General features: G+C 65.4%; 25 protein-coding genes. 10 read left to right on the top strand and 15 right to left on the bottom strand.

From position 1 onward, the window contains the following. Window positions 1–37: 37 nt before the first annotated feature. The 6 genes from ACVISU_RS12455 to hemP all read right to left on the bottom strand — a co-directional run bounded on the left by ACVISU_RS12455 (window position 38) and on the right by hemP (window position 5,286). Window positions 38–766, bottom strand: coding sequence for a threonine/serine exporter family protein (locus ACVISU_RS12455; protein WP_157113582.1), 729 nt, complete (start codon window positions 764–766; stop codon window positions 38–40). Next, window positions 763–2,115: an esterase-like activity of phytase family protein gene (locus tag ACVISU_RS12450; RefSeq protein WP_456707130.1), complete on the bottom strand. Its 1,353-nt coding sequence runs from the start codon at window positions 2,113–2,115 to the stop codon at window positions 763–765. Before ACVISU_RS12450 ends, ACVISU_RS12455 begins: the two co-directional genes overlap by 4 nt. A gap of 108 nt (window positions 2,116–2,223) precedes the next feature. After that, a complete protein-coding gene (locus tag ACVISU_RS12445; RefSeq protein ID WP_456707129.1) occupies window positions 2,224–3,027 on the bottom strand; it encodes a heme ABC transporter ATP-binding protein in 804 nt (267 codons plus the stop codon). Then, the gene (locus ACVISU_RS12440; RefSeq protein WP_456707128.1) at window positions 3,024–4,124 is read right to left on the bottom strand and encodes a FecCD family ABC transporter permease; all 1,101 of its coding nucleotides are present in this window, start codon (window positions 4,122–4,124) and stop codon (window positions 3,024–3,026) included. Before ACVISU_RS12440 ends, ACVISU_RS12445 begins: the two co-directional genes overlap by 4 nt. Next, the gene (locus ACVISU_RS12435) at window positions 4,121–5,071 is read right to left on the bottom strand and encodes a heme/hemin ABC transporter substrate-binding protein (protein ID WP_456707127.1); all 951 of its coding nucleotides are present in this window, start codon (window positions 5,069–5,071) and stop codon (window positions 4,121–4,123) included. The genes ACVISU_RS12440 and ACVISU_RS12435 overlap by 4 nt, the downstream gene beginning before the upstream one ends. A gap of 8 nt (window positions 5,072–5,079) precedes the next feature. Beyond that, the gene (gene hemP, locus ACVISU_RS12430) at window positions 5,080–5,286 is read right to left on the bottom strand and encodes a hemin uptake protein HemP (RefSeq protein WP_050403255.1); all 207 of its coding nucleotides are present in this window, start codon (window positions 5,284–5,286) and stop codon (window positions 5,080–5,082) included. A 251-nt stretch (window positions 5,287–5,537) separates the two neighbouring features. On the opposite strand from hemP, the gene ACVISU_RS12425 reads away from it, so the two are divergent. The 6 genes from ACVISU_RS12425 to ACVISU_RS12400 all read left to right on the top strand — a co-directional run bounded on the left by ACVISU_RS12425 (window position 5,538) and on the right by ACVISU_RS12400 (window position 11,032). Beyond that, window positions 5,538–7,883 carry a TonB-dependent hemoglobin/transferrin/lactoferrin family receptor gene (locus tag ACVISU_RS12425; protein WP_456707126.1) on the top strand — a complete coding sequence of 782 codons (2,346 nt, stop codon included), beginning with the start codon at window positions 5,538–5,540 and terminating at the stop codon, window positions 7,881–7,883. Between the two features lie 147 nt (window positions 7,884–8,030). Then, window positions 8,031–8,363 carry an antibiotic biosynthesis monooxygenase family protein gene (locus ACVISU_RS12420; RefSeq protein ID WP_050403256.1) on the top strand — a complete coding sequence of 111 codons (333 nt, stop codon included), beginning with the start codon at window positions 8,031–8,033 and terminating at the stop codon, window positions 8,361–8,363. A gap of 47 nt (window positions 8,364–8,410) precedes the next feature. Continuing rightward, window positions 8,411–8,884: a heme utilization cystosolic carrier protein HutX gene (gene hutX / locus ACVISU_RS12415; RefSeq protein ID WP_456710816.1), complete on the top strand. Its 474-nt coding sequence runs from the start codon at window positions 8,411–8,413 to the stop codon at window positions 8,882–8,884. Between the two features lie 58 nt (window positions 8,885–8,942). Then, a complete protein-coding gene (gene exbB / locus ACVISU_RS12410) occupies window positions 8,943–9,695 on the top strand; it encodes a tonB-system energizer ExbB (RefSeq protein ID WP_456710815.1) in 753 nt (250 codons plus the stop codon). Window positions 9,696–9,698: 3 nt separating this feature from the next. After that, window positions 9,699–10,145, top strand: coding sequence for a TonB system transport protein ExbD (exbD, locus tag ACVISU_RS12405; RefSeq protein WP_050403258.1), 447 nt, complete (start codon window positions 9,699–9,701; stop codon window positions 10,143–10,145). A gap of 65 nt (window positions 10,146–10,210) precedes the next feature. Then, window positions 10,211–11,032 carry a TonB family protein gene (locus ACVISU_RS12400; RefSeq protein WP_456707125.1) on the top strand — a complete coding sequence of 274 codons (822 nt, stop codon included), beginning with the start codon at window positions 10,211–10,213 and terminating at the stop codon, window positions 11,030–11,032. 219 nt (window positions 11,033–11,251) lie between these two features. Here ACVISU_RS12400 and ACVISU_RS12395 read toward each other — a convergent pair whose 3' ends face one another. From ACVISU_RS12395 to ACVISU_RS12380, 4 genes are all read right to left on the bottom strand, one after another. Further along, window positions 11,252–12,094: a carbohydrate ABC transporter permease gene (locus ACVISU_RS12395; protein ID WP_456710814.1), complete on the bottom strand. Its 843-nt coding sequence runs from the start codon at window positions 12,092–12,094 to the stop codon at window positions 11,252–11,254. Window positions 12,095–12,134: 40 nt separating this feature from the next. Continuing rightward, the gene (locus ACVISU_RS12390; RefSeq protein WP_050403286.1) at window positions 12,135–13,091 is read right to left on the bottom strand and encodes a carbohydrate ABC transporter permease; all 957 of its coding nucleotides are present in this window, start codon (window positions 13,089–13,091) and stop codon (window positions 12,135–12,137) included. A gap of 157 nt (window positions 13,092–13,248) precedes the next feature. Continuing rightward, a complete protein-coding gene (locus ACVISU_RS12385; protein ID WP_456707124.1) occupies window positions 13,249–14,595 on the bottom strand; it encodes an ABC transporter substrate-binding protein in 1,347 nt (448 codons plus the stop codon). Between the two features lie 139 nt (window positions 14,596–14,734). Then, on the bottom strand, window positions 14,735–15,778 hold the full coding sequence (locus ACVISU_RS12380) for a C-terminal binding protein (protein ID WP_456707123.1): 1,044 nt from the start codon (window positions 15,776–15,778) through the stop codon (window positions 14,735–14,737). A gap of 271 nt (window positions 15,779–16,049) precedes the next feature. Here ACVISU_RS12380 and ACVISU_RS12375 point away from each other — a divergent pair, with 271 nt between their 5' ends. Further along, window positions 16,050–17,735 carry a methyl-accepting chemotaxis protein gene (locus ACVISU_RS12375; RefSeq protein ID WP_050403263.1) on the top strand — a complete coding sequence of 562 codons (1,686 nt, stop codon included), beginning with the start codon at window positions 16,050–16,052 and terminating at the stop codon, window positions 17,733–17,735. A gap of 265 nt (window positions 17,736–18,000) precedes the next feature. On the opposite strand, the gene ACVISU_RS12370 is transcribed toward ACVISU_RS12375, so the two are convergent. Next, window positions 18,001–18,384: a nuclear transport factor 2 family protein gene (locus tag ACVISU_RS12370; RefSeq protein WP_456707122.1), complete on the bottom strand. Its 384-nt coding sequence runs from the start codon at window positions 18,382–18,384 to the stop codon at window positions 18,001–18,003. Window positions 18,385–18,519: 135 nt separating this feature from the next. Between ACVISU_RS12370 and ACVISU_RS12365 the strand changes: the two genes are divergently transcribed. Continuing rightward, window positions 18,520–19,476, top strand: a complete 957-nt coding sequence (locus ACVISU_RS12365; RefSeq protein ID WP_456707121.1) for a LysR family transcriptional regulator — start codon at window positions 18,520–18,522, stop codon at window positions 19,474–19,476. 12 nt (window positions 19,477–19,488) lie between these two features. Here ACVISU_RS12365 and ACVISU_RS12360 read toward each other — a convergent pair whose 3' ends face one another. Next, complete coding sequence (locus ACVISU_RS12360) at window positions 19,489–20,430, bottom strand: DMT family transporter (protein ID WP_456707120.1); 942 nt, start codon at window positions 20,428–20,430, stop codon at window positions 19,489–19,491. A gap of 249 nt (window positions 20,431–20,679) precedes the next feature. Next, the gene (locus ACVISU_RS12355) at window positions 20,680–21,525 is read right to left on the bottom strand and encodes a metal-dependent phosphohydrolase (protein ID WP_456707119.1); all 846 of its coding nucleotides are present in this window, start codon (window positions 21,523–21,525) and stop codon (window positions 20,680–20,682) included. A 140-nt stretch (window positions 21,526–21,665) separates the two neighbouring features. Between ACVISU_RS12355 and ACVISU_RS12350 the strand changes: the two genes are divergently transcribed. Next, a complete protein-coding gene (locus tag ACVISU_RS12350) occupies window positions 21,666–22,067 on the top strand; it encodes a DUF1330 domain-containing protein (RefSeq protein WP_050403288.1) in 402 nt (133 codons plus the stop codon). A gap of 122 nt (window positions 22,068–22,189) precedes the next feature. Here the strand turns inward: ACVISU_RS12350 and ACVISU_RS12345 are convergent, their stop codons facing one another. Beyond that, window positions 22,190–22,807 carry a TetR/AcrR family transcriptional regulator gene (locus ACVISU_RS12345; RefSeq protein ID WP_456707118.1) on the bottom strand — a complete coding sequence of 206 codons (618 nt, stop codon included), beginning with the start codon at window positions 22,805–22,807 and terminating at the stop codon, window positions 22,190–22,192. Between the two features lie 73 nt (window positions 22,808–22,880). Here ACVISU_RS12345 and ACVISU_RS12340 point away from each other — a divergent pair, with 73 nt between their 5' ends. Beyond that, a complete protein-coding gene (locus tag ACVISU_RS12340; protein ID WP_456707117.1) occupies window positions 22,881–23,285 on the top strand; it encodes a hypothetical protein in 405 nt (134 codons plus the stop codon). 104 nt (window positions 23,286–23,389) lie between these two features. Here the strand turns inward: ACVISU_RS12340 and ACVISU_RS12335 are convergent, their stop codons facing one another. Then, window positions 23,390–24,544, bottom strand: coding sequence for an alpha-hydroxy acid oxidase (locus ACVISU_RS12335; RefSeq protein ID WP_456710813.1), 1,155 nt, complete (start codon window positions 24,542–24,544; stop codon window positions 23,390–23,392). Window positions 24,545–24,612: the final 68 nt, after the last annotated feature.

The raw sequence follows: 24,612 nt of genomic DNA, 5'->3' as shown, positions 1-24,612 counted from the left end.
GGTGCACGAGGAGTGACGCTTGGCGGGAGGGCGCGGGCTAGAAGCCGGCGTCCTCCTCCAGCCATTGCTGGTTGTCCCAGCGTGCGCGGCGGCTGGCGACATAGTCGCGAACATCGTCCATGAACCGCACCTTGCTGGCGAGTGCGCCGATGAAAGCGGCGACCGTCGCGATCAAGGGCCATAGATGCATCAGCAGGGAGGCGGGTATCTGGTTGGCAAATCCAGCCTGCAGCGCGCTGGTGACCAGATAAGCCAACACGCCCCACGCCGCGGCCAAAATCGTTGCCACGACCTCATAACTGTTTTGATGAAATCTCACCAACCGTCGCATCAACGCGAGGTAGGCAAAATAGACGATCACGCCGAGAAACAAGGCGACCAATCCCGGCGGAAGTCCCCAGCTCTGGTCCCAGCCCAGATACGCAACGAAGCCCGCGGCAATGAACGCCTCGATGTAGGTCAGGCTGGATTTTTCTCTCATGATTTGCCCCAAGCGATTCAAGTATCCGCCGAGGCTATCATCATCTAGCGCGTTGCTAGAAGTGTAATCGTCAAACAACTTTTCGATTATGCTTGATCTGCTCGTCGCGCTGGCCGGCGTCGAGGAGACGGGACCAACTCCCGTAAGTTCGCTGTCATGCCCTGCCTTGAGCGGGGCATCCAGTACGCCGCGGCCTTTCGCGGGAACGACAACTGCCTCTGGAATACTGGATCGCCCGGTCGAGGCCGGGCGATGACACCGTGTTTGCGGCGAACGCGCCGTCACTTCGCCCTCAGGAAGTCGCCGACTTCGAGCAGCACGAACTCGTCGTCATCGGCCTTGTTCGGATCGCGGCTCGAGGAGAACGGCAGGTTGTTGTCGTTACCGACGATGATGTGGGTCTCGTCGACGCGGTCGACGTTCTCGATGGTGAAGAACGGGAACGTGTAGACACCGTCGTTGAGCGGCTTGCGCGCCTTCCTGTTGGGATCGCGGATCTTCATAAGATCGATATAGGCGATCTTGCGCACCGGCTTGCCGACATTGGCGTCCGACAGCTCGATCTTGTAGACCCGCTTGAACTTGGCGAGATCAGGGAAGCAGTTCTCGCCGCGCTGGCCTTGCGGGCAGGCCTTGTCGGCGGTGCCCTCGCCATTGTCGCGCTCGATCACGAGGCCCTGGACCGGATCGATCATGTTGAAGTCGCCGATCGCATTGCCGTTCTGCTCGAATACATACTGCCAATAGCGCCCGGTGAACTTCTCCGCCGCGACGTCGAATTCGAGGATGCGCGAGGCTTCCTTGCCGTCGATCTTCTCCCAGTCCTTCTTGTCGGCATCCCACAGCGGCCCTTCGAGCAGGCCGTAGAGGAATTTGCCGTCCTTGGAGGACGCAAAGCCCTCAAAACCCTTGGAGCGGCGCAGATTGACGTTGGTGTAGGTGGCCCCGGGCGCGCCGGGTGATTGCACGGCCCAGTGGTCCGGCGAGCGCACCGGCTTGCCGTCGGCGACCGTCTCGAACACGGCGAGGATCTTGCCGCTCTTGTCGGCCTTGAGGATATAGGGCCCGAATTCGTCGCCGATCCAGAAGGTGTCGTTGATGATCTGGAAGCCCTCGGTGTCGAAGTCGGCGCCGGTCAGGTAGCGCTTGGCGGTGTCCTCAAGCACGATGCGGAACGGCACCTTCTTGTCGGGATCGTGCAGGAACACGGTCTCCTGGCGTTCGATCTTGCCGCCGGCCCAATCCATCTTGTAGCGGTTCAGGTAGAGCATCGAGTCCGCCGAGTTGTAGCGCGCGCCCATGCCGTTGTCGGTGATCACCCAGAACGAGCCGTCGGGCATCGCCTTGATGCCGGAATGGCCCTGCAGCGGCTGGCCCTTGAACGGCAGCGACACGCCGGTCGGCCGCTCGTAGGACTTGCCCATCACGGTGGCGATCGTATCGACGCGCTTGCCTGTGGTGTACTTGCCCGAGGTCTTCAAATCGTTCGGGGCATCGGCGGGGGCGTCGATGAAGCTCTCCGCCGGCATCACGGCGTGTCCTGCCAGCGTCGCCGGGAATTCGCCCTCGCTCTGCGCGAACGCCGGCGTGGCGAGCAGGATCGAGGCGACGGAACAGAGCAATGACATGCGCATGGTTGATCTCCCAAAGGACAAACGATGCGGTGTTCTCCGAGCCGCCTGTTACATCCGGCTGACAGTTTTGTGAATCCGCGGTGTCGCGACGGGACAAGCCTTGCGGCGTTACGTCGCCTTGTCCGTCGGCCGCATCGTCTGCGGCAGCAGGAACGGCACGCCACCCCCGGTGTGACCGATCGTGGCGTCGATCTCGAATACCTTGCGAAGCATATCGGCCTGCATCGCGGCGGCGCGGTCGCCGTCGACGGCCAGGCGGCCGCGATGCAGCAGCAGGATGCGGTCGGCGAACCGCATCGCGAGATTGAGGTCGTGCAAGATCGCGATCACGGCGGTGCCGCGAGCGGCGCGCCGCCGGGCGGTCTCGACGAGGTCGATCTGATGCCGCAGATCGAGGCTCGATGTCGGCTCATCCAGCAACAACAGCCCCGGCCCATGCAGCGCCTCGCCGCAGGCGAGCTGCACCAGCACGCGGGCGAAATGCGCGCGTTGCTGCTCGCCACCGGACAGCGTCGGCAACTGCCTGAAACGGAAATGCGCCAGCGCGACCTCGTCCAGCGCGGCGGCGACCAGCGCCCGCGTCACCGCGCGCGGGCTTTCGCCGGCGCCCATGCTGACGATCTCCTCGACCGTGAACGGGAAGCTGACGTTGACGTGCTGCGACAGCATCGCACGGTGCTGCGCCAATTCGCGCGGACCATAGGCGCTGAGGTCGCGCTGCCTGAGCCGGATCGTTCCGCGCGACGGACGGAGATCGCCCGACAGCATCCGCAGCAAGGTCGATTTGCCGGCGCCGTTGGGGCCCACGATCGCGACCATCTCGCCGGCGCCGATCTGCAGCGAGACCGCATCGACCAGGATGGCGCCACTGGTCGTCATCGATACCGACTGCGCCTCCAGCAGCGCGCTCACAGCGACACCAGTCCGCGCTGGCGCAGCAGCATGGCGAGGAAGAACGGCGCGCCGATCGCGGCGGTCAGGATGCCGATCGGCATCTCAGCGGGCGCCACGATGGTGCGCGCCACCGTGTCAGCGCCGACCAGCAGGATCGCGCCGAGCAATGCGGACGCCGGCAGCAGCAGGCGATGCGAGGGGCCGATCACCAGGCGCAGCAGATGCGGCACCACGATGCCGACGAAACCGACCACGCCGCAGACCGAGACCGCGACGCCGGTCATCGCCGACACCAGCACGATCGAGATCCGCTTCAGCCGTTCGACATCGACGCCGCTGTGAAACGCCTCGGCCTCGCCGAGCACCAGCACGTCGAGCCCGCGAGCGATCCAGAGGCAGGTGATCATAGCAATGGCCAGCACCGGCGCCAGCGCCGTGAGCTTGCTCCAGGTCGCGCCGCTCAGCGAACCCAGCATCCAGAAGGTGATGTCGCGGAGCTGGCGGTCATCGGCGACGAAGACCAAGACGCCGATGCCGGCATTGGCGATCGCGGCAATCGCGAGCCCGGCCAGCAGGAAGATCGCAATCGAGGTCCGGCCGCCGCGGCTGGCGATGCCATACAGCACGACGGTCGTGATCAGCGAACCGGCGAAAGCCGCGATCGGCAGCAGTTGATGCTGCAGGAAGCGCAGGCTCTCGCCGAGATGGCTGTCGGTGAAGACGATCGCCACTGCGGCGGCAAACGCGCCGCCGGAGGAGACGCCGACCAGCGCGGGGTCTGCGAGCGGGTTGCGGAACAGGCCCTGCATGATTGTACCCGATAGGGCAAGGAGTCCGCCGACCATCGCGGCAGCCGCGATCCGCGGGATCCGGATCGACCACACCACGAGCTGGTCGCGCGCGAGCAGCGGGTTGGCCATGCCGTCGGTCCATAGCCCGAGCGCGGCGGGCAGCCGTGCCAATGGAATGCCGGCAGCCCCGACCGTCAGGGCGACCAGCGCGCTTGCCGCGAGCGCCGCAATCAGGCAGAGCAAAACGAGTGTCGCCGCCGGCCGCAGCGACATGCCGGAGCGCCGTTGGGTCGCACGCGTGCGGCGTTCGGCCAGCACGCTCATTGCCGGCAGCTCGCGGTCAGCGCCGCCGGCTTGAAGCTGGCGGCCTCCGGCGCCAGCGCCGGATAGAGCTTGACCGAGAGGTCGCGCGCCGCCGCCGCGGTGCGCGGGCCGAAGCCGAGCAGATAGAGCCCATCCATCGAGATGAAGGCCTTGTTGGCCGCGACCGATGTCAGCGCGAAGGCCGGATGCGCGAACACGGCCTCCGACGTCAGCGAGTCCTTGCCGCGATCGATCGACAGCACGACGTCCGGTTTCGCCGCCACGATAGCCTCGTCATTGACCGGCTTGTAGCCGTCGTAACCATCGATCGCGTTGACGCCGCCCGCGAGCTGGATGATCTCGTCGGCAGCGGTCTTGTGGCCCGCGGCCAGCGCCCGGCCGTTCAACAGCGACATCACGAACATCACGCGCACCGGTTTCGTGACCTTGGCGCGCAACGCGCGCAGTTGCGCGAGGTCGCTCTCCACCGCCGTGGCGAGGCAAGCGGCGCGGGGATCGGCGCCCATGGCATGGCCGACAAGCTTTATCTTCTCGACCAGCCCGGCTTCCGAGAACGTCTCCGGCACCAGCACCAGCGGCACTTTCGCCGCTTCCAGCACGTCCATAGTCTCCTTCGGCCCGGAGCCCTGCACCGCAAGCACCAGCGACGGATGCAGGCCGAGTACGCCCTCCGGCGACAACTGGCGCATGTAGCCGACGTCGGGCTTCTCACGCAGCGCGGACGGCGGGTAGAGGCTGGTCGCATCGACGCCGGCGATGCGGTCCTCGAAGCCGAGCGCATAGAGGATCTCGGTGATCGCGCCGCCGATCGAGACGATCCGCGTGGGATCGTCGATCACGACGTCGCGGTCGCGCGCGTCATGCACGGTGATGCCCTCGGCCATTGCTGCGCCCGTCGGCAGCAGACAGGTGAGTGCGAGCAGGGCGAGCGTGCGACAAATTGTCATCGGGGCCGTCACTTGGTCAGGATCAGCTTGTTCTGCGAGGTCAGCCGCAAGCGGTAATGCTCTTCGCCATGCACGATGATGATCTCGCGCTCGGTCGAGAACAGCTCGCGGCTGTCGAGGCGATTGCCGTGCATGACGAGCGCTTTGGCGGCGTCAGACGCTGATACGGCCGGCTTTCCCGCCGCGCCGGTGTTGTCTCCGGAAGTTGCCGACATGCTCGTGGTGCTGCGCCTTCGAAACCTTCAAATGATGCTTGCTTGTATAAGCGGGCGAAGGCGCATTCCAACGGCCGCACTTTACAATCGATGTAAACAGCGCCGCCGCGTTCTTGACCGTTTTGTTGCCGGCTCGTAACCAATCATCACACGATGCGAGCTTGTGGCTTGCATCGCAACGTAGCCAGCAAGCCGCTCGGTGGAGCGCACGCCAGCCAAACCAGAAGAGCGATGATCGGGCTGGGGCTAGAATGGCTGACGGGGCTAGGGTTTCGCGCGCCTTGATTTTAGGTGCGTCGGTGTTTTCATTTTCGGCAGCGCTGCCGGCAAGCGGTTTTGCGCAAACCGCCGATGCGTCGGCGGCGCGCCCCGCGTCCGAGCGGCCGAAGCAGGCCAAGCGGAAGCCGAAGCCCGCGGCCGAACCGCAGGCGGCGGCGCCTGCGATGAATGCGCGCGCGCAGATCGGCGCGGTGCCGGTGCAATCGCTCGACACCATCACGGCCGTCGCGTCCAAGACCGAGGAGCGCGCGATCGACGCGCTGGCGCCGGTCAGCTCGGTCACGCTGGAGAAAATTCAGGGCCTGCAGCCGAACCGGGTATCCGACATCTTCTATAACGTGCCCGGCGTCTCGTTCCAGGAACGCGGCGACGATCCGGCAACCGTGATCAACATCCGCGGTTTGCAGGATTTTGGCCGCGTCGCCATCGTGGTCGACGGCGCGCGGCAGAACTATCAGCGCACCGGCCACAACGCCAACGGCTCGTTCTTCCTCGATCCCGAATTGATCGGCGGCGTCGACGTGGTGCGCGGCCCGACCGCGAATATCTACGGCTCCGGCGCGATTGGCGGCGTTGTCTCGTTCCGCACCAAGGACATCGACGATGTGGTGCGTCCCGGCGAACGCTGGGGCGTCGACATGTCGGGTTCCTACGGGTCCAACAAAGACCGCGGCATGGGCTCGGTGTTCGGCGGCGTGCGCGCCGATCCGAACGTCGACGTATTCGGCGGCGCCGTCTATCGCACCCAGAGCAACTACAAGGACGGCGCAGGCACCGAGATCGGCAACACCGGCAACGATATCGCGGCCGGCCTGATGAAGGTGACGATCCGCCCGGCCGAAGGTCACGAGTTCAAGATCGGCGGTGTCTTCCAGGACTACCAGTACAATATCGGCCAGCAAAACCGCGGCCCGACCACCACGGCGGCGCCGCTGGCAGCGATCGCAGGCTCCTCGGTCTACGCTTCCGATGCAAGGAATTACACGGGCACGCTGAGCTGGCGATATTCGAAGCCCGACGACATGCTGTTCGACTGGAACATCTCGGTCTACGGCAACCGCACCGATAACGACCAGGTCAAGACCTACAACAACCGTATCACGTCAGGCGGCGGCGTCTGCACGCTCGCCAATCCCGGCAACAACATCTCCGGCTGCGTCGGCGACAAGCGCGGCTATTCGCTCGACACCGTCGGCCTCGACGTCAACAACACCTCGCGCTTCAACTTCGGCGACTGGCGCAACGCCGTGACCTACGGCTTCGACACCTTCCGCGACGATGTCGAGACCTTCGACTCGCGCGGCAATTCCAACATCACGACGCCCGGCGGCCAGCGTACGGTGTCCGGCGGCTTCGTGCAGTTGAAGCAGAACTATTCGAGCTGGCTCGAACTCGTCAGTGCGGTCCGCTACGACCATTACGAGCTCAGCTCGATCAACACCACGACCAGCGGCGATCGGCTGTCGCCGAAGATCACGCTCGGCGTCACGCCGGTGACCGGCTTCACGCCCTATGTCAGCTATGCCGAAGGCTATCGCGCGCCGTCGATCACCGAGACGCTGATCGCGGGCGGCCATGCCACCGGCGGCGGGCCGGCGCTGTTCAACTGCCCCGACGGCACCAGCGGCCTGTTCTGCTTCCTGCCAAATGCGGCGCTGCGGCCCGAGGTCGGCAAGAACAAGGAAGCCGGCATCAATTTGAAGTATGACGGCATCTTCACCGCGAATGATTCATTCCGTGGCAAGATCAACGTGTTCCACAACGACGTCGATGGCTACATCGACCTCGTCGCGTCGGCGCCGACCACGACGCCGTTCGGACGCTTCAGCCAATTCTACCAGTACCAGAATATCGCCCACGCCCGCATCGAGGGCTTTGAGCTCGAGACGATGTATGATGCAGGTGACTGGTTCGTTGGCGTCGCCGGCCATCTGATGCGCGGCCGGAACACCGCGACCAATGTCGGGCTCGCCACCATCACGCCGCGCAAGGTGACAACGACGGGCGGCGTCCGCCTGCTCGACCGCTCGCTGATCATCGCCGCGCAATGGTCCTCGTTCGGTGCCAACAACGACCCGCCGGCGGGCTATCTGCCCTCGACCGGCTACGAGCTGGTCAATCTCTATCTGACCTGGAACGCCACCAAGGACATCACCTTCACGGCGTCGGTCGACAATCTCTTGAACCAGTACTATCGGCCCTATGCGATCCCGGGTTCCTCAAGCGACGGCACGACGCAAAACGACGTGCTGTTCTCGAGCCCCGGTCCGGGCACCGTCTACAAGGCCGGGCTCAGGATTCACCTAGGTGGAGCGTAACGCGACGAGCCGATCAATCCATGCAGGTTGCTCCGGCCGCGCTGGTGCCCCCGGCGCGGCCTTGGCGCATTCCTTGGCGCATTCATGATATCAACGAGATCAACCGGCAGGATGCGAGGCATCCGCCGTCAAACAGGAGAAGGCTTCATGTTCATCGCAATGAACCGGTTTCAGGTGATCAGGGGCAAGGAGCAGGCGTTCGAGACGGTCTGGAAGACCCGCGAATCCTATCTCGGCGATCTGCCGGGCTTCATCGAGTTTCACCTCGTGAAGGGCCCCGAGGCCGAGGATCATACGCTCTACGCGACCCACACGGTGTGGGCCAGCAAGGCGGCATTCGAGGATTGGACCAAGTCCGAAGCGTTCCGCCGCGCGCATTCTCGCGCCGGCAACGAGACCGGCGGCAGCCTCTATCTCGGCCATCCCCGATTCGAAGGCTTTGAGGTGCTGATCACCGAGCGCGCCAAGAGCCCGGCGTGACGGAGGCGGCCGTGCAGAACGCGGAGCCAGCCGGGTTGACGGCCTACATGGCCGACAATCCCGGCGCTGTCATCGAGGACGTCGCGCGCGAGCGCAACGTGACGCCGCGCGCGGTGCTGGAGGCGCTGCCGGGCAACATGGTGCGGTTCGGTGCCGGTGAGTTCGCCGCCGCGATGCACGACATCGCGGAATGGGGCGAGGTGATGCTGATCGTGCACACCGATGACGCGATCTTCGAGTTCACCGGCGCCATACCGAAAGGCGAGGTGGGCCGCGGCTATTTCAACCTGATGCAGCCGAAGGGCCTGCACGGCCACCTCCGGCATGAGCGCTGTGCGGCGATCGCGTTCGTCGAGCGGCCCTTCATGGGCAAGGTGTCGGCCTTCATCGCCTTCATCAATCTCGACGGCGGCATCATGTTCAAGGTGTTCGTCGGCCGCGACGAGACGCGCGCGCTGCGCAGCGATCAGCTGGCACGTTTCCACGCGCTGGCAGACTGCCTCGCACCGAAGGCGGGCTGAGACCGACGAAGGACGGGAGGCGACCATGTCGCATCGCAGGCTTGGGCGACGGATCGGGATGTTGGCCGGGGCCACGTTCGCAATGCTGCCGGGCGCGAGCCTTGCCGCAGCCGACGCCGCGCTGCTGCCGCGCAATCTCTCGCCCTGGGGCATGTTCGAGAACGCCGACATCGTCGTCAAGGCTGTCATGATCGGCCTCGCCTTCGCCTCGCTCGTCACCTGGACGGTCTGGCTCGCCAAGACCGTCGAGATCCGCCGCAAGACCACGCTCGCCCGGCAACGGATCGGGCTGCTGGAGCGCGACACGCAGCTTGCCGAGGTCGAGCAGGCTAGCCGCGACGGCAGCGATGCCGTCGCGCAGATCGTGCAGTCGGCGTCGCGCGAGGCCGCGCTGTCCGGCGGCATGTTCGACGACGGCTTCAAGGAGCGCATCGCGCTGCGGCTCGAGCGTGTCGAGGCGGCGATGTCGCGGCAGATCGCGCGCGGCACCGGGCTGCTCGCCACGATCGGCGCCACGGCGCCGTTCGTCGGCCTGTTCGGCACGGTGTGGGGCATCATGAACGCCTTCATCGGTATCTCCGAGGCCCATACCACCAATCTTGCGGTGGTCGCGCCTGGCATCGCCGAGGCGCTGCTGGCGACCGCGCTCGGCCTGGTGGCTGCTATCCCGGCGGTCGTGATCTACAATCATCTGACCCGCTCGATCGCGGCCTACCGAGCGCTGCTCGGCGACGCCTCTGTCATGGTGATGCTGCTGGTCAGCCGCGAGGGCGATCGCAGCCTGTTCCGGCTGGCGCGCGCCGCGGAGTAGCCAATGGGCGCGAAGCTCGGATCAGGCGGCGCATTCGGTGGCCGGCGTCGCGGTGACGACGATCTGGCCGAAGCGCATGAGATCAACGTCACGCCGTTCATCGACGTGATGCTGGTGCTGCTGATCATCTTCATGGTGGCGGCGCCGCTTGCGACCGTCGACCTCGGCGTCGATCTGCCGGCCTCGACCGCCGAGCCGCAGCCGCGGCCGGACAAGCCGGTGTTCGTCACGGTGAAATCAGACCTTTCGGTCGCGGTCGGCGAGGATCTGATCGCGCGCGATGCGCTGACCTCGGCGCTCGATGGCGCCACGCAGGGCAAGAAGGACGAGCGCATCTTCCTGCGCGCCGACAAGGCGGTCAGCTATGGCGACCTGATGGAGGTGATGAACCTGCTGCGCAATGCCGGCTATCTCAAGATCGCGCTGGTCGGCCTCGACGGACGCAGCTAGCGCATGATCCGGAAAAGTGGATACCGGTTTTCCGGCAGGATCATGCGCCAACAAGACATGTTCCGATGAACGCGTATGCGCTTCATGATGCGGGCGACGATACCGGGCTGCGGCGGTGGGGCCTGTCGGCGGCCGCGATCCTGGCCGCGCATGCGGCGCTGATCGCGCTCGGCATCACCTGGGTGTCGGCGCCGTCGCCCGGTGTGGCGGTGCCCGCCGTGCTGGTCGACCTGACGCCGATCACATCGGCGCCGACGATTTCCGAGACCGAGCTACCGCCGGGCCTGGCGATGCAGGAGGCCGACGCCACGCCGCCGGAGCCTGCCGCCGCGCAGCCCGTTCCGGAGGAGATCGCGCCGACGCCACTGCAGGAAAAGCCCGAGGTGACGGCGCCGCCGGAGCAGAAGCCGCAAGCCACGCCGCCGAAGCCCGAGCCTGCGCAACTGGTTCCGGAGCGGAATCCCGAACCTATCAAGCCGAAGGTGGTCCGCCGGGAAGCAAAGAGGCCGTCAGAGGCGACGCCGGCGCCACGCACCAGCGCGCCGAGCCGGGCCGAGCGTCAGGCGCCGGCGGCATCCGCGATCAGCGCCGGCGCCGCGGCGTCGGCGATCGCAGCCTACAACGCACGCGTCCGCGCGCATCTCTTGCGCTTCCATGCCTATCCGGCCGGCGGCAACGGCCAACGCGGCGTGGTCCGCCTGGTGTTTACGCTCGGCCGCGGCGGGCAGGTGCTGTCGAGCCATCTTGGCGGCTCATCCGGCAATCCGACCTTCGACGCGCGGGCGCTGGCGATGGTGCGCCAGGCTCAGCCGTTTCCGGCGTTTCCGTCCGAGGTCGCGCAGGGCTCGATGGCTTTCAGCGTGCCGGTGGCGTTCGTGCCGCGCTAGAGCATGATCCGGAAAAGTGTGAAGCGGTTTTCCGAAAAGACCATGCTCAAACAAGAAGCTAAAGCGCGATGACGATTCAACCCAATCTCATCGCGCTTTAGTCTTAGCCACATCTGTCATGACAAGGAGCGAAGCGACCAAGCAATCCATCGGTCCGCACATGCGGTGCAATGGATTGCTTCGCTTCGATCGCAATGACGAGGATGGGCTGTGCCCCAGCTACTCCTTCACCGCCCCCGTCAGCGACGACACGTAGTAGTCGACGAATAGCGAATAGAACAGCGCGACCGGCAGCGAGCCGAGCAGGGAGCCCGCCATCAGCGCGCCCCACTGGTAGACATCGCCGGTGACGAGTTCGGTCAGGATCGCGACCGGCACGGTCTTGTTGGCGCCGCTCTGGATGAAGGCGAGCGCGTAGATGAACTCGTTCCAGGACAGCGTGAAGGAGAAGATGCCGGCCGAGATCAGGCCGGGCACCGCCAGCGGCAAGGTGATCCGCCACAGGATCTGCAGCCGCGTCGCGCCGTCGACCAGCGCGCATTCCTCGAGCTCATAGGGGATCGACTTGAAATAGCCGATCAGCAGCCAGGTGCAGAACGGCACCAGGAAGGTCGGATAGACCAGGATCAACGCCAGCGGCGAATCGAACAGGCCGAACTGCACGATCACGGTGGCGAGTGGAATGAACAGGATCGACGGCGGCACCAGATAGGCGAGATAGATGCCGAGCCCGACATAGGGGCTGCCGCGGAAGCGCAGCCGCTCGATCGCGTAGGCGGCCAGCGTCGAGGCGAACAGCGACAGAAAAGTCGAGCCGATCGCGACCAGCATGGTGGTTTTCAGCCAGCGCGGATACGAGGTGTCGAACAACAGATGCTTGACATGCGCGAGCGTCGGCGAGGTGATCCAGAACGGATTGTGCTCCTTGTAGTTCAGGAGCTCCGCGTTCGGTTTGAACGAGGTGATCGCCATCCAGTAGAACGGGAACAGCAGGATCAGGACGAAGCAGGCGAGCGGCAGATAGATCATCACTGCGCGCCGGGCGCCTGAGTCCCACGACATCGTGTCCGGTGCGGCGCGGGCGACGTTCGATGCTGCGACGTCAGTCATTGGCTTCTCCCTGCTGCCATTTGCGTCGCGCGAGGCCGAAATAGCTGAACAAGGTCGCGAACACCAGGAACGGGATCATCGAGACCGCGATCGCCGCACCTTCGCCGAGCTCGCCGCCGGCGATGCCGCGCTGGAATGCCAGCGTCGCGAGCAGATGGGTCGAATTGACCGGGCCGCCGCGGGTGATGGCGTAGACCAGCTGGAAGTCGGTGAAGGTGAAGATGATCGAGAACGTCATCACGATCGCCAGGATCGGCATCATCATCGGGAAGGTGATGTAGCGAAAGCGCTGCCAGGAGGTGGCGCCGTCGAGCATCGCCGCTTCATAGAGCGAAGGCGAGATGGTCTGCAGCCCGGCCAGCAGCGAGATCGCGACGAACGGGATGCCGCGCCAGATATTGGCCGCGATCAGCGAGAACCGCGCCGGCCAGGGCGAGCCGAGAAAGTCGACATTGCTGTCGCGCAGGTGCAGCACCTCGACCAGCAGATAGGAGATGATCGAGAATTGCGGATCGTAGATCCACCAGAACGCCAGCGCGGAGAGCACTGTCGGCACGATCCATGGCAGCAGCACGATGGCCCGGATCAGGCTCTTGAGCGGGAAATGGTTGTTGAGCAGCAGCGCCAGCCAGAAGCCGAGCGCGAATTTTCCGAAGGTTGCGACCGCGGTGTAGAAGATCGAGTAGAACACCGCGTTCCACCACAAGGGATCCTTGAGCAGATACTGGAAGTTCTCCAGCCCGATATAGACGCCGCGCTGGCCGATCGTGGTGTCGGTGAAGGCGAGCCAGATGCCGAGGCCGAGCGGATAGGTGAGGAACACCAGCAGCAGGCCGATCGCGGGCGCCAGGCACATCACGATCAGGAACGGCTTGTAGTCGAACAGGCGTGCGAGCCAGCCCGGTTGCCGGAGCGCGTGTCCTCGCGAAGGTAGCGTCGTTACAGACATCCGATGCTCGTCCGCTGTGGTCATTGCGAGGAGCTCGCGACAAAATTGCGAAGCAATTTTGCGCTGAAGCGACGAAGCAATCCATTCCTCCGCTGTGGCGCTATGGATTGCTTCGCTTCGCTCGCAATGACGGTTGATACAGTTTCGATGACCGCCGCTACCGGTTCTGCCGCCGGAAATACCGCTTGGCGCGCTGCTCGGCTTCCGCGGCTGCAGCTTCCGGCGTCGCGGCGTCGGTTGCGACCGAGGCGCACATCTGCACCAGCACATAATCGGCAGTGACGGCACCGGTCGCGGTCGAGATCGGCCCCTTGTAGCCGTTGTAGTAGGGGCTCTTCATCGTGTTCCTGAAGATCGCGACCTTGGGATCGCCCGACCACACCGCAGCATCGACGTAGGCAGCGAGCGGTTGCGACCAGTAGCCGGAATTGGCGTTGAGCCAGGGCTCGTACTGCTCCTTCTCCAGCATGAATTGCAGGAACGCCTTCGCCGCGTTGGGATAGGGGCTGTGCTTGAACACCATCGCATTCAGCGTCAGGCCCGACATCGGCGAGGTCGATGCCAGCCCCTTGGGCAGCAACTGATGCTGGGTGTCGTCGGCGATCGCCTTGGTGGCCGGATCGTTCTTCAGCGAGAAGTACAGCGAGACGCCGTTCGCGGTGAGGCCGATCTCCTGCGACGAGTAGGCGCGGTTGTTGGAGACGTCGTTCCAGGACGGCGTGCCCGCGATGAAGGTCGGATAGAGCTCCTTCAGATATTTCAGCGCGGCGATCGTCTCCTTGCTGTTGACGATGATGTTGCCCTCCTCATCCAGCAGCGCGGCGTTGTGCGACCACAGCAGCCAGTTGGCGAAGCCGTTGCCGTCGCCGACCGCGTTGCCGAGCGCAAAGCCCGCCGGCTTGCCGGCAGCTTTCAGCTTCCTGCAGAGATCGAGAATGCCGGCGTGGTCCTCCGGCACCTTGTCGAAGCCGGCGGCATTGACCAGCGACTTGCGGTAAACCAGCGGGCCGCCGGAGGCGCCGAACGGCAGGCCGATCCAGCTCTTCGATTTCGAGCGCATGCCGTAGCGCTGCGCGAGCGTCAGCCAGCCGCCGTACCGATTGCCGAGATAATCGGCGACGTCGGTCAGCTCGATCAGCTTGTCGATATAGATGTGCGGCGCATCGCCGAAGCCGATGATGATATCGGGGCCGGCACCGGAATTCGAGGTCACCGCGGTCTGCTGGTTGATGTCCTCCCAGCCGACGAAGTCGACCTTGACCTCGACGCCGGTCTTGTCGGTGAACTTCTTGACGTTGGCGCGGAACACGTCCTCGTCGGCCTGGACGAAGCGCACCGGCCGCAGCATGCGCAGGGCCGCGCCCTTTTCGATCGGCAGCGACGGCGCCGCCACGTCGGCGGCCTTCACCTTCGACGCTTCCTGCGCCGAAGCGCCGGTAATTGCCAGTGCCGCCGCCGAAGCTCCCAGCGCCAGCGCGTCGCGACGCGTGACCTCGTACGTCATGCCGTTTGCACTCCCTGCTTCTATTGTTTCCTTCCCGGCGTTGCCCGCCGGTGAAGGGCCTTGTCGTCTCGGTGCGCCCGCCGCGCGAGAGGCCCGCGTTGCCAGCGAGGCGAGGCTTCGCGCGCAACGCGTCGCCCGCCTAGCTGTTCGGACCGCGATCCATGCTGACGGGCTGCCAGCGGCGCAGCGCGGTGTTTTGCAGCACCGACGGGTTGACGCAGCTTACCGGCCACATGCCTTGCAGCACTAGTGACAATTCGTAGCCCACGCGGCGCTTGCGTGCCTCGTCAAAACGTGCCGATGCCGAGGCGACATGGGCGGTCAAGGTAACATTGTCCATCCCGAGCATCGGATTGTTGTGTGACGGCGGTTCCTTCTCCAGCACGTCGAGCGCGGCGTGGGCGATCCAGCCCTCTTGCAGCGCCTTGATCAGCGCTTCCTCATCGACGGTGGCGCCGCGCCCGGTGTTGATGAAGATGGCTGATCTCTTCATCTGACGAAAATGCTTCTCGGTCAGCATGTGATGCACCTCGGGCCGCGCAGGCGCGTGCATCGAGACGAAATCCGACTGCGACAGCACCTCCGACAGCGTCGACGGGATCACGCCGTGGTCGTACATCAGCGTTTCCTGGATGAAAGGATCGTAGGCCATCATCCTGAGGCCGAACGGCGCGGCGCGCTTGGCCACCGCGCGGGCGACGCGGCCGAACGAGATGAAGCCGAGCGTCTGGCCCATCAGCCGCGGAATCTTCAGGAGCGCCGGGCGGCCCTCGGCCCAGCGGCCTGAGCGCACCATCTTGTCCTGCTCGATCAGGCGGCGGAAGCCGGCGAGCAGCAGCATCATGGCGTGGTCGGCGACCTCCTCGATGAAGGTGTCGGGGATGTTGGTGACGGGGATGCCGCGGGCGGTTGCGGCCTTGACGTCGACCGAGTCGACGCCGACGCTGCCGAGCGTGATCACCTTGCAGTTCTCGAGCGCGTCGATCACCGCCTTGGTGATCGGCATGCCCTTGGCGTAGATCGCGTCCGCGGTGCGTGCGGCGGCGATGAATTCGGCTTCGTTGGCCGGCGCCTCGACGATCTCGGCGCCGATTGGATCGAGCGCCTCGCGCTCATAGTCGTAGCCGCCGCCGGCGACCGTGAAGCTCGCGCCCTTCGGCGTCACTACCCTGAATTTCGACATTGTCTGCTCCCGATGTGAGGTCTTCTGTTCTTGATTCTTGCTGGTTTGTTTCTTGGTCTTGTTGCTTGTCGGAGCGGGGCTTGCGTCACCGCCTTCCCATACTTCTACGCGAGCTGTGCTGTTGCCTCCACAATTGCCGGTTGGTCCGCGGCCCGATTCTCCGGGCTTCTACGGGGAACCTCCGTAACCATCGGGTAAAAGGTCTCACATTACGGTGAACGGAATCAATCCGCCAATTGCGTCGCGTTTCCCGCCTCTTCTGGAGATCCCCGTGAAGCTGTCAAATCTGAAGATCACCCCCAAGCTCGGCATTCTGGTGGGGGTGACCCTCCTTGGTCTGTGCACGGCCGGCATCCTCGCCGGTCAGCTGATGCAGCGTGAGATGACGAACGCTCGCATCGACCAGGCCAAGGCCATCGTCGAGATGGCGAAGAACATGGCGGCGAGCCTGAAGAAAGAAGTCGATGCCGGGAAGATGACCAAGGAGGCTGCGCTCGCCGAGTTCGGCAAGCGCGCCAACGCCATGACCTACGACAACGGCTCGGGCTATCTGTTCGGCACGGACTACAACGGCATCACGGTGCTGGCACCCGATCCGAAGCAGGTAGGAACCAACCGCATGGACGTCGTGACCAATGGCCGCAAGCTGTCGCAGGAGCTGATGGACGGCGTGAAGGCCAAGGGCGACATTCTGCTGTTCTATGAATATGTGAAGCCCGGTCAGGAGACGCCGATCCGAAAGCTTGGTTACGCGGTCGCGGTGCCAGGCTTCGACATGTATCTCGGCACCGGCGCCTATCTCGACGATATTGACGCCAAGATGCGTCCGATTGCCTGGTTGCTCGGACTTGCGATCCTCGGCATCGGCGTCATCTCGAGTTCGGTCGCCTGGCTGATCGGGCGCAGCATTTCCCGGCCGCTGAACCTGCTCGGTGCCCGCATGCGCGACATCGCGGATGGCAAGCTCGACGGCGACATTCCCGGCGTAGGCCGTGGCGACGAGGTCGGCGGGATGGCGGCAACCGTCCAGGTCTTCAAGGACAATGCGATCCGTATCCGCGGCCTCGAGCAGGCCGAGGCCGAGACCCAGGCGCGCGCCGCGTCCGAGCGCCGCAGCGCGATGCAGGACCTTGCCAGCGACTTCGAGCGCAGCGTGAACGGCATCGTCCGCACGGTCGCCTCCGCCGCCGCCGGCATGCAGACCACGGCGCAGTCGATGACCGCAACCGCCAGCGACGCCAGCGCCCGGGCCGCGACCGTGGGTGCCGCTTCCGACTCTGCCTCCAACAATGTCGGCACCGTCGCCGCCGCCGCCGAGGAGCTCTCCAGCTCGGTTGCGGAGATCTCCCGCCAGGTGGCGCGCTCCAGCGAGGTCGCAAGCCGGGCGGTGGCCGATGCCGAGCGCACCAATGCCACCGTGCAGGCGCTCTCCACCGGCGCCGAGAAGATCGGCGAGGTGGTCAAGCTGATCCACTCGATCGCCGCCCAGACCAATCTGCTCGCGCTCAACGCCACTATCGAGGCGGCGCGCGCCGGCGAATCCGGCCGTGGCTTCGCGGTGGTCGCTTCCGAGGTGAAGGCGCTGGCCAACCAGACCGCGAAGGCGACCGAGGAGATCTCGGCGCAGGTCGCCGCGATGCAGGCCTCCACCGGCGAGGCGGTGACCTCGATCGGCGGCATCACCGCGACCATCGCGCAGATGAGCGAGATCACTGCCTCGATCTCGACCGCGATCGACCAGCAAGGCGATGCGACGCGCGAGATCGCGCGCAACATTCAGCAGGTCGCAGCCGGCTCGAGCGAGATTTCCGCCCATATCGGCGGCGTCACGTCCGCGGCCGCCGCCACCGGCACCGCGGCCGGCGACGTGCTGTCGAATGCGCGCGAGCTCGACACCCAGTCGGGCATGCTGCGCAACGCGGTCGACGAGTTCCTGCAGAAGGTCCGCGCGGCGTAACGCCTGGGCGATCGATCGACGTCATCCGAATGCCCGGGCTTTCGCTCGGGCATTCGCGTTTTGAGTCGCCTGCTGCTTCTCCGATCCGGGCGCAGGGGATCAGCTTCTCCCACAACTCCGGGGCCGGCCGCAGGGGTGCGCGGCCAAAATATCGAAAACAACCCCATGCACAGTAGCCGGCGGCGGCCGCGCTCGTTCAGGTAACTTGACACGTCGGGCAACTCACCGTCATATTCCGATAGTCAGAAATCCGGCCGTTGAGACGCTACGATCCTTCCGGAAAGACCCGCGCGACGTGAAACGCCTTGGTGGTAATGAGCCACCTGCCGTCGATCCTGTGAAACACCAGGTGGTCGATGAAGCCGGTCTGGCCGGCCCTGACGCGCACCTTGGCGAGGGCGAGATCGGACGCGATCTGTTCGATGCTGATGATGGCCTCCTCGCGCGGCGATTTCATCGACGCCGGCGAGGGACGGCTGCGGATGAAGTCGCGGAATTCCGCGGCCGACCGCACCGTGTGCTTGCCGTCCCGGATGCCGTGCACGATACAGGCATCGGAGAAGACGTCACGAAACCGGCTGTCGTCGACGTCATACATCAGGTTGAAATATCCATCGATCGCGGCTGCGATGGCCTGGATGTCGCTCATTGCAAAATCTCCTTAAGCGATGATGTAGCGGTGGACTCACCGGACCAGACCGGTGATCTGCGCCGACAGTGGCCGATATGGTGGCGGAGTGCTACGACTGGACGGTCATCTCTTGGATGACTGAGAGGCATCGGCATGGACGAAGTTGACGGTCGGCTGGTCGGCGGCCTGGTGGTGCTCGCAGCGCTGGCGGATGCGCGCAGCTTTGGCCGCGCTGCCGAACGGCTCGGCATGACGCAATCCGGGGTCAGCAAGGCGATCGCCAAGCTCGAGGCGCGCCTCGATGCCAGGCTGGTCCACCGCACCAGCCGCGCCGTCGAGCTCACCGAGGAAGGACGCGCGCTGTATGAGCGGGTTGCGGCGCATCTGGCCGGGATCGGCGAGGCGGCGGCGGAGACCGCGAAATCGCGCGATGCGGTCCGCGGCAGGCTGCGGGTCAATGTCGACCCGCTGTTCTCCCGCATGGTGCTCTCGCCGAAGCTGAGCGAGTTCCTGCTGCAGAACCCGGGCATGGAGCTGCGTATCGAGACCCGCGACCGGATCGCGGATCTGGTCAGCGACGGTTTTGATCTGGCGGTGCGCTTCGGCGAGCCGGTGCCGTCGGCGCTGATTGCGCGCCGCGTGCTGGAGGCGCGGGTGCTCACCGTGGCCTCGCCGATCTATCTGGAGCGACACGGCCGGCCGCTTGATCCGCGGGAGCTGGCGAGCCGCGACCATCAGTGCATCCAGGCCATCGACGCGGCGACCGGGCGTCCGTTCGATTGGGAGTTTTGGCGCGGCGGCGAGGTCGTGCCGGTCGCGGTCCACGGCCGGCTCACCGTGACCGATTCAGGAACCAAGCTCGGCGCTTGCCTGGCCGGCTTCGGCATCGCGCAGGTGATCGATATCGGCATCGACGATCACCTGCGGAGCGGCGCGCTGGTGGAGCTGTTTCCGGATTGGCCCGACGAGCGCTTTCCGCTCTACGTCTATTACGCCTCGCGTAGCCACGTGCCGGCCAAGGTGAGGCGGTTTATCGACTTCATCACGGACACGCTGGCGGCAAAGCCACATTCGCCACGCAAATCCGCCGGCCTGCGCAAGGTTGGCTAGCCATGCCTTCGGCTAGTGCTTCGCCGATCCCTGCCGAGAGGCGATGATGACGCCGGCGAGCACCAGCGCGTAGCCGATCAGATGAAACGGCGCGAGCGTCTCGCCGAGCAGCAGGATCGCCATCGCCGAGCCGAACACCGGCACCAGATGGAAGAACGGCGCCGCGCGGTTCGGCCCGATCAACGCGACGCCGCGGTTGAAGAACAGATAGGCGAGCGTGGACGGGAAGATCAGCGTGTAGCCCAGCGTGGCAAAGGTCAGAACGTCGAGCTTCAGCGTCACGCCGTTGGCGAATTCCCAGATCGCCACCGGCAGCAGCATCAGCGCGCCGCAGCAGGTGGTGAACGAGATCAGCGAGAGCTGGTGGATCTTCGGCCGCCGCGGGATCAGCGCCGAATACAGCCCGAACGACACGAGCGAGGCGCCGAACATGATGTCTCCGCGGTTGAAACTGATGCTGGCAAGCGCCGAGAAGTCGCCGCGCAGGATGATGGTCAGCATCCCCGCCAGCGAGATCGCGATGCCGGCAAGCTGCGCCGGCGTCAGCCGCACGCCGAACAGGATCAGCGACCACAGCGCCACGAACAGCGGCCCGGCCGACTGGATCAAGAGCGCGTTCAGCGCCTCGGTATATTGCATCGCCCAGTAGGAGATCGCGTTGTTGAACGCGAAACCGACCGCGGACAACAGCAGCATCAGAGGCAGCGCCCTGCGCAGTTTCGGCCAGTCCTCCTTCAAATGCGGCCAGGCGAACGGCAGCAGGATCAGGAACACGCCGAGCCAGCGGATCGTGGTCAGCGTGACCGGCGGCACATGGCTGCCGACGTGCCGCGCCAGCACGATGTTGGCAGCCCAGAACAGCGACGTCAGGCTGAGCAGCAGATAGGGCTGGTTATTGAGCCAGTGCAGCGGCTGATGGCGCTGGGGTGTGGCGGGTGCGGGCAAAGCGGTCATTGTCTGGCGGATGTTGTGCCCGAATCCGCAGTCGCCACAAGACGAAAGAGCGGATTGGAGCCATGCATGCGGTGTCATCGCCGCAGGACACGACGTCGAATGCAGAACTATCCCCGTCACCCTGAGGAGCGCGAAGCGCGTCTCGAAGGGTCGACGGCCGGGCTGGTGGCCGTCGACCCTTCGAGACGGCCGCGGTGCGGCCTCCTCAGGGTGACGGGGATAGGTATTGCATGTGTCTCGGATGCCCGCCTATCTCTGCGGTCCAGACAACGAGATGTCGCGCTCGGCGCGAAATACGTTGCTGTAGAGATTGGCGATCCACTGTCGTCCGGTCGAGGTGATGTTGAGGTGGCGGATCGCTTTCTGCACGTGCGGCGCGACGCTGTCCCAGTAGAAGCGCGGATAGAGGTCGACGAGATCGGCCGGCGAATCGTAGCCGAGCTGGCGGTTCAATCCGGCCTCCTCGAATTCGAGGTACAACGCGTTGGCCTTGCGGATGTAATGGGGATCGCCGAGCTGGCCGATCAGGTCGGCCGCGCGCAGCAGGATGGCTTCCTCGCCGAACTCCTCATTGCCATCAGGTGCGCTCTGCGGAAAGCGGGTGCCCTCGATGGCGCGCACGATGCGCTCCTTGTCGAGCAGCGCGACGCCCTTGAGCCGCTCCATCACGAACATCTTGGAGCGGTCGACGTGATAGGACATCAGCCCCGCATCCGACGAGCCGCGCGGCAGGATCACCTTGCGGCCGTCGGCTGAGACCAGATAGCCGTTCTCGTCGTCGGCATCGAACAGTCCGCGCACGTAGCCGATGTCATGGGTGAGGCAGGCGACGATGACATGCGCATAATCCTCGGCGCTCATGTGCGCGTGCAGCGCGCGGCCGCGCAGGATGGCGTGGCCAGCCAGGGTCACCAGCATGGTGTGCTCGACATTGTGGTAGAGCGCGTCGCTGTTGCCGATGCATTCGATCGCGATCCGCGCGATCGAGGGCACCATCTCGACAAGCTGGGTCTGCGAAGAGCCGAACCGGCGCTGCATGTATTCACCGAGGAATTTGCCGAGCGCGTCGGCCGCAAGTTCGGGAAGGGTCATCACGGCATTGACCTCCGAGAGCTGACGCGAGCTTACGGCCCGGCGATATTTCAGGCTAGTCCGGCGATGTGACATAATCGTTGCGGTCGGCCGCAGTGGTCTGGCCGACGTGACCGTATTATTCCGGGGTGGAGCAGCAGCTGATGGGTGTCGATCTATTGAACGTCAAAGGCTTGAGCGAACTGGATCAAGAGGCTCCGGTCGTGATGGTCAACCTGATGCGATTTCGCCAGCGGTCGCTCGACGGCGACGGCTCGGGCTGGGATGCCTATCTGCGCTACAGCGCGCTCACGGTCCCCATGATCAAGGCGCGCGGCGGCACGCTGCTCTGGACCGGCAGCGCCGAGACGGTCGCGCTGGGCGAGCCGGCCGGCCAGCGCTGGGATTATCTCGCGCTGGTCTATTACCCGAGCGTCGCTGCCTTCCTCGACATGATGACCTCGGCCGACTACGAGACCCGCTGCGACCCGCATCGCCGCAACGGCTGCGAGGAGCACGTCATCATCGCGACGCGCGAGGCCTACAGCAAGTTCAAGGTCGGGTGAGGTGTGCGTGCTCCCTCTACGTCTTTGCGAGCGAAGCGAAGCAACCCATACCTCCAAGCGCGGAGAGATGGATTGCTTCGTCGCTTCGCTCCTCGCAATGACGGCTGAGGGATCGCTATGGCTCACGTCCGCGGCCCAATCAGCGGCTCAAGCGCCGCGCGGCAGGCCGTCTGCAGCACCCGGCAGACCTCATCCCTTGACCGCCCCGCGCTCAGCGAGGCGAAGGTCGGATAGCTCGTCAGCGTGAAGATCAGGTCGACGGTGTCCTTGCGGGCCTGCGGCGACGCGCTCTGGCGCGCGATGCGGTCGATCAATGCGGCGACGCCATGGCGGCGGCGTTCATTGCGCTCGCGCAGCACCTCGGCGAATTCGGGATCGGTCGCCATCGCGTCGTGCAGGCGGCCGACCGCGGAATCGCGGCTCCAGAAGCCGCAGAAGATCTCGACGAGACGATCGAGCGCGGCGCGCGGATCGGCCATTGCCATGGCATCGGCGAGCTGATGCAGCCCGCCATGGCGCGCGATCTCGTCGAACACGGCTTCGAGCAGCCCGCGCCGCGAGCCGAACTGGTTGTAGACGGTCAGCCGCGTCACGCCGGCGGCCTTCGCCACCGTATCCAGCGAGAAGCGCGCGATGCTCTCGCCTTCGCGCAGCGTGCGCGAGGCGGCCTCGATCACGCGCTCGCGGGTTTCGGCGGCGGCGGCACTGCGCGCCGGGCTCACATAGCTGCGCGGCAGCATCGGTCGGCCTTGCTTTTGTCGGATTGACTATACATTATGTATATCTAATTTCCAATGCCCTTGGAGCGAAACCATGCAGACCGCACTCATCATAGCGCTGTCCCTTCACGTCCTGTCATCGGTGTTCTGGGCCGGCTCCAGCTTCACTTTGGCACGCACCGGCGGCCTCGGCGGCGAAAAATTGCTGTTTCCGCAAATCGGCGCCGCGACGGTCGCGATCGTGACCGGCGCCACGCTCTGGCGCCTGGCCCATGAAGGCTCGTTCGCTCTGTCGGAGCAGATTTTGGCCGGTGGTGCGAGCGCCGCGCTGGCCGCGATCGCCGTCCAGATCATCGTCGGCGGCGGCGCGGTCCGGCAGCTGCACAGCAGCGCGGGCGATACGTCGGCTGCGCGTTCCAGGCTGGCGGTGGCGCAGCGCATCGCGGCCGGGCTGCTCGCGGTCACCGCGCTCTGCATGGGCGCGGCGCGCTATGCGTGAGTCTAGAGCCTTTTCCTTTCCGACAGAATCGGAAGGGGCTCCAGACTCTTGTTGTGACGCGTTTTCTTCACGCGAACCGGTATCCACTTCGCTCGAAAACGCTCTTAGAACTTCCGCACCAGATCGGGGGTAATCTCCTTCAGGCTGCGGATGCCGAGCAGCGCGAGGTCGCGGTCGATCTCGGCGTGCAGCAGCGAGATCGCGCGCGACACACCGGCCTCGCCTGCGACCACGGCGGCGTAGAGGAACGGCCGGCCGACCCAGACGAAGTCGGCACCGAGCGCGAGCGCCTTGATCACGTCGGTGCCGCGGCGGACGCCGCCGTCCATCATGACCGTCATGCCGCCCTTCTGCGCCGCGATCTCAGGCAGCGTGCGCAGGGCGGAGACAGTGTAGTCGAGCTGACGGCCGCCATGGTTGGAGACCATGACGCCGTCGCAGCCGTGCTCGCGCGCCAGCCGCGCGTCCTCCGGCGAGATCAGCCCCTTGACCACGAGCTTGCCGGGCCAGCGCTTGCGGATCAGCTCGACATGCTTCCAGGCGAGCTGGTCGCGGCTGCCGATGTTGCGCATCAAGTTCTTGGACAGCACCGGCGGGCCCCGCTTGGCGTCCATGTTCTCGAAATGCGGCATGCCGTGATTGAGCACGGTGCGCGCCCACGTGTTCAGCAGCCAGTCCGGATGGGTGATGGTGTCCCAGAACACCCGCGGCGTGATCTCGAGCGGCACCTGGAAGCCGTTGCGGATGTTGTTCTCGCGGTTGGGCGGCACCGGCACGTCGGCGGTGACGACGAAGGTGTCGTAGCCGGCTGCCGCGACGCGATCGACCAGCGCCTCGATGCGCTCGGGAAGCCCGGCGAGATAGGCCTGGTACCAGGCCTGCTGATTGGCGGCGCGGACGTCTTCCAGCGTGATCAGCGAGGAGGCCGAGAGGATCATCGGGACATTGGCCGCGGCCGCGGCGCGCGCCAGCACGATGTCGCCGCGATAGGCGCACAGCGCGGACGAGCCCATCGGCGGGATCCCGAACGGCGAGGCGTAGCTCTTGCCGAACAGCGTCGTGGTCTGGTCGCGCCCGGAGACGTCGTTCAGCACGCGCGGCACGAAGCCGTATTCGTCGAATGCGCGGCGATTGTCCGACCGCGCGGCGTCGGTCTCGGCGCCGCCGGAGATGTAACCGTAGAGGAATTTCGGCAGCAGCCGCCGCGCCTGCGGCTCGAAATCGTCGAGCGTGAGATAGCGCCGCAAATGCCGGGGCACGGCGATCGCTGCGCGGTTGACGGTGGCGGGAGGTGGGGAGGGCGCTGCGGTCCGGTCGTGCACGTTGG

It is taken from the genome of Bradyrhizobium sp. USDA 4452, from assembly GCF_054063575.1.
The sequence above is the reverse complement of the archived record's forward strand: the minus strand, read 5'-3'. Positions and strand labels throughout refer to the sequence as shown.

Coding starts and splice junctions, on each gene's coding strand:
- ACVISU_RS12385 (WP_456707124.1), bottom strand. CDS start 14,595: ATGACGTACGAGGTCACGCGTCGCGACGCGCTGGCGCTGGGAGCTTCG.
- hemP (WP_050403255.1), bottom strand. CDS start 5,286: ATGTCGGCAACTTCCGGAGACAACACCGGCGCGGCGGGAAAGCCGGCC.
- ACVISU_RS12440 (WP_456707128.1), bottom strand. CDS start 4,124: ATGAGCGTGCTGGCCGAACGCCGCACGCGTGCGACCCAACGGCGCTCC.
- ACVISU_RS12340 (WP_456707117.1), top strand. CDS start 22,881: ATGCAGACCGCACTCATCATAGCGCTGTCCCTTCACGTCCTGTCATCG.
- exbB (WP_456710815.1), top strand. CDS start 8,943: ATGTTGGCCGGGGCCACGTTCGCAATGCTGCCGGGCGCGAGCCTTGCC.
- ACVISU_RS12365 (WP_456707121.1), top strand. CDS start 18,520: ATGGACGAAGTTGACGGTCGGCTGGTCGGCGGCCTGGTGGTGCTCGCA.
- ACVISU_RS12435 (WP_456707127.1), bottom strand. CDS start 5,071: ATGACAATTTGTCGCACGCTCGCCCTGCTCGCACTCACCTGTCTGCTG.
- ACVISU_RS12400 (WP_456707125.1), top strand. CDS start 10,211: ATGAACGCGTATGCGCTTCATGATGCGGGCGACGATACCGGGCTGCGG.
- ACVISU_RS12420 (WP_050403256.1), top strand. CDS start 8,031: ATGTTCATCGCAATGAACCGGTTTCAGGTGATCAGGGGCAAGGAGCAG.
- ACVISU_RS12450 (WP_456707130.1), bottom strand. CDS start 2,115: ATGCGCATGTCATTGCTCTGTTCCGTCGCCTCGATCCTGCTCGCCACG.
- ACVISU_RS12380 (WP_456707123.1), bottom strand. CDS start 15,778: ATGTCGAAATTCAGGGTAGTGACGCCGAAGGGCGCGAGCTTCACGGTC.
- ACVISU_RS12350 (WP_050403288.1), top strand. CDS start 21,666: ATGGGTGTCGATCTATTGAACGTCAAAGGCTTGAGCGAACTGGATCAA.
- ACVISU_RS12345 (WP_456707118.1), bottom strand. CDS start 22,807: ATGCTGCCGCGCAGCTATGTGAGCCCGGCGCGCAGTGCCGCCGCCGCC.
- ACVISU_RS12390 (WP_050403286.1), bottom strand. CDS start 13,091: ATGTCTGTAACGACGCTACCTTCGCGAGGACACGCGCTCCGGCAACCG.
- exbD (WP_050403258.1), top strand. CDS start 9,699: ATGGGCGCGAAGCTCGGATCAGGCGGCGCATTCGGTGGCCGGCGTCGC.
- ACVISU_RS12370 (WP_456707122.1), bottom strand. CDS start 18,384: ATGAGCGACATCCAGGCCATCGCAGCCGCGATCGATGGATATTTCAAC.
- hutX (WP_456710816.1), top strand. CDS start 8,411: ATGGCCGACAATCCCGGCGCTGTCATCGAGGACGTCGCGCGCGAGCGC.
- ACVISU_RS12425 (WP_456707126.1), top strand. CDS start 5,538: ATGGCTGACGGGGCTAGGGTTTCGCGCGCCTTGATTTTAGGTGCGTCG.
- ACVISU_RS12395 (WP_456710814.1), bottom strand. CDS start 12,094: ATGTCGTGGGACTCAGGCGCCCGGCGCGCAGTGATGATCTATCTGCCG.
- ACVISU_RS12360 (WP_456707120.1), bottom strand. CDS start 20,430: ATGACCGCTTTGCCCGCACCCGCCACACCCCAGCGCCATCAGCCGCTG.